Raw genomic sequence first — 2,758 nt, forward strand, 5'->3', positions numbered from 1 at the left:
ATCGGCGTCTTCCGCTCCATCCGGCGCCCGGTCTACGACACCCTCATGGCCGACCAGCTGGAGACCGCCATCGAGCAGCACGGCAAGGGCGACCTCCTCCCCCTGCTCACCGGCAACGACAGCTGGACCGTCGCCGGCTGACGGAGCACCGCGTGTCCGACGAAGCCCGGCCCCGTACAAGGGGCCGGGCTTCGTCCGCTCCCCGGCACGGCCTTTCAGTAGACAACGGCTAGTGCTACTGTCTATTCTGGTTTCACCCCCTCCGTGCGGAGCGGGTTCGTCGCCGCTCGGATCGCGGCTCGTGGTGCGGCCCCGAATGTGCGGCCGGGGCCACGCCGCCCCCACGTCCTCGCGCGGTCCCACCGCGTCTCCACCCTCGACTCACCAAGGGAAGTGCCCACCGTGCTCACCAGGATCGCCGAACTCGCACTGCGCAGAACCCGGTTACTTCTCGTGATCGCCGCCGCCGCCGTCGTGCTCATGGGAGCGTTGGGGGTCGGGGCCTTCGGCAAGCTGCTCAGCGGCGGCTTCGACGACCCCGACGCACCCTCCGCGCGCGCCCAGAGCGTCATCGACGAGAAGTTCGGCGGCGAGACCGACCTTGTCCTGCTCGTCCGCGCCGTGGACGGCAGCCCGCTCGACTCGCCGGCCGTCGAGGAGCGGGGCCGTACCCTCACCGAGGGGCTCAAGAAGGACTCGAAGGTCGGCAACGTCATCTCGTACTGGGAGACCGGCGCCGAGGCCCTGACCTCGCACGACGGCAAGAAGGCCCTCGTCCTCGCGCACGTGAACGGTGACGAGAACGAACGCGCCGACCTCGCCAAGGAACTGATCGAGGAGTACGGCGGCGTCAAGAACGGCGTCGACGTCCAGGCCGGCGGCCTCTCCGCGATCATGAACGACGTCACCACCCAGGTGGGCAAGGACCTCGCGGTGGCCGAGGCCATCGCCGTACCCATCACCCTCATCCTGCTCGTCCTCGCCTTCGGCAGTGTCGTCGCGGCGCTCCTCCCGCTGGTCATCGGGATGTTCGCGGTCATGGGGACCTTCGCGGAGCTCTTCGTCATCGGCAGCGCCACCGAGGTCTCCGTCTTCGCCATCAACCTGACGACCGCCCTCGGCCTCGGCCTCGGCATCGACTACGCGCTGCTGCTGGTCAGCCGGTTCCGCGAGCAGCTGGCCGCGGGCGCGGAGGTCGACGACGCCCTGCGCCGTACCGTGCAGACCGCCGGCCGGACGATCGTCTTCTCGGCGGCCACGGTCATCGCCGCGCTCGCCGCGCTGCTCATCTTCCCGCCCTTCTTCCTCCGTTCCTTCGCCTACGCGGGCATCGGCGTCGTCCTCATCTCGGCGCTCAGCGCCCTCTTCGTCATCCCGCCGCTGCTCGCCGCCCTCGGGGCGCGGGTGAACAAGGGCCGTCTGCCCTGGGCCGCACGTGTACAGCGCACCGACACACCGTTCTGGGGCAAGCTCGCCGCCCTGGTCATGCGCCGGCCCGCCCTGACCGCGCTCCCGGTCCTCGCCATCATGCTGCTGGCCGCGAGCCCCCTGCTCTCCGTCACCTTCGGCACGCCGGACGAGCGCGTCCTTCCCGAGAGCGCGGGCAGCCGCCAGGTGGCGACCCAGCTCCAGGCCGACTTCCCGGGCGACGACAACAACGCCGTCCAGATCGTCGCGCTGAACGGTGCGACCGGCCCCGCCTTCCAGGAGTACGCGAAGGAGGTGTCCCGGCTCGACGGGGTCGAGCAGGTGGCCACCAGCACGGGCTCGTACCGTGACGGTGCCGCGGGGAAGCCCGGTCCCGCCGCCGCGGCACTCGGCCGCGACGACGCCCAGCGGCTCATCGTCACCATCGGCCACGAGACCAAGTCGGACGAGGCCCAGAGCCTCGCCAAGGAGATCCGCGCGGTCGCTCCGCCCACCGGCACCGAGGTGCTCGTCGGCGGCCAGGACGCCCGCCTGGTCGACTCCAAGCACTCCATCGGCGTCCGGCTGCCCATCGCCGCCGGACTGATCGTCGTCACCACCTTCATCCTTCTGTTCCTCTTCACCGGCAGCATCGTGCAGCCCCTGCGCGCGCTCCTGCTGAACGCGGTCAGCCTCACCGCCTCGGTCGGCGTGATGGTCTGGATCTTCGAGGACGGCCATCTCTCCTCGTGGCTCGGGTTCACACCGCAGCCGCTGGACACCTCGATGACCGTGCTCTTCTTCTGCGTGGCCTTCGGACTCTCGATGGACTACGAGGTGTTCGTGACCAGCCGGATGAAGGAGCTCCACGACGCGGGTCACGACCGCGACACCGTCGTGACGCAGGGACTCGCCAGGACCGGACGGATCGTCACCGTCGCCGCCGGTCTGCTCTCGGTCAGCTTCTTCGCCTTCGGCACGAGCGACATCAGCTTCCTGATGATGTTCGGCATCGGCAGCGGTCTCGCCGTGGTCATCGACGCACTCCTCGTGCGCGGCGTCCTGGTGCCCGCGGCGATGCGCATCCTCGGCGGAGCCGCCTGGTACGCCCCGAAGGGTCTGCGCAGGCTGCACGACCGGGTCGGCCTCAGTGAGGGCGACGCGGCGGACGACGCCGAGCGGCAGCCGGTCCCGGCCGTCTGAACCGTCCGGACATGACCGTGGCGGGGGGGGGGCGGTACCCGGGGGCCGGCAACGTCTGCGGGGCGGGGGTTAGGCCGATAAGGGGGTGGCGCATCGTCTTGAAGAGGGCGAAGTGCGCCCGGTTTGAGTGAGCCCGCGCGGTGATCAC

At 70.3% G+C, this 2,758-nt stretch carries 1 protein-coding gene and 1 pseudogene; both read left to right on the forward strand.

All coding sequences use genetic code 11. The features are described from left to right. Nucleotides 1-141: pseudogene (locus ACZ3IJ_RS32390) on the forward strand (2-oxoacid:ferredoxin oxidoreductase subunit beta); the annotation flags it as partial. Nucleotides 142-402: 261 nt separating this feature from the next. Beyond that, nucleotides 403-2,610: an MMPL family transporter gene (locus ACZ3IJ_RS32395; protein ID WP_467474100.1), complete on the forward strand. Its 2,208-nt coding sequence runs from the start codon at nucleotides 403-405 to the stop codon at nucleotides 2,608-2,610. Nucleotides 2,611-2,758: the final 148 nt, after the last annotated feature.

It is taken from the genome of Streptomyces sp. NPDC013317, from assembly GCF_055563155.1.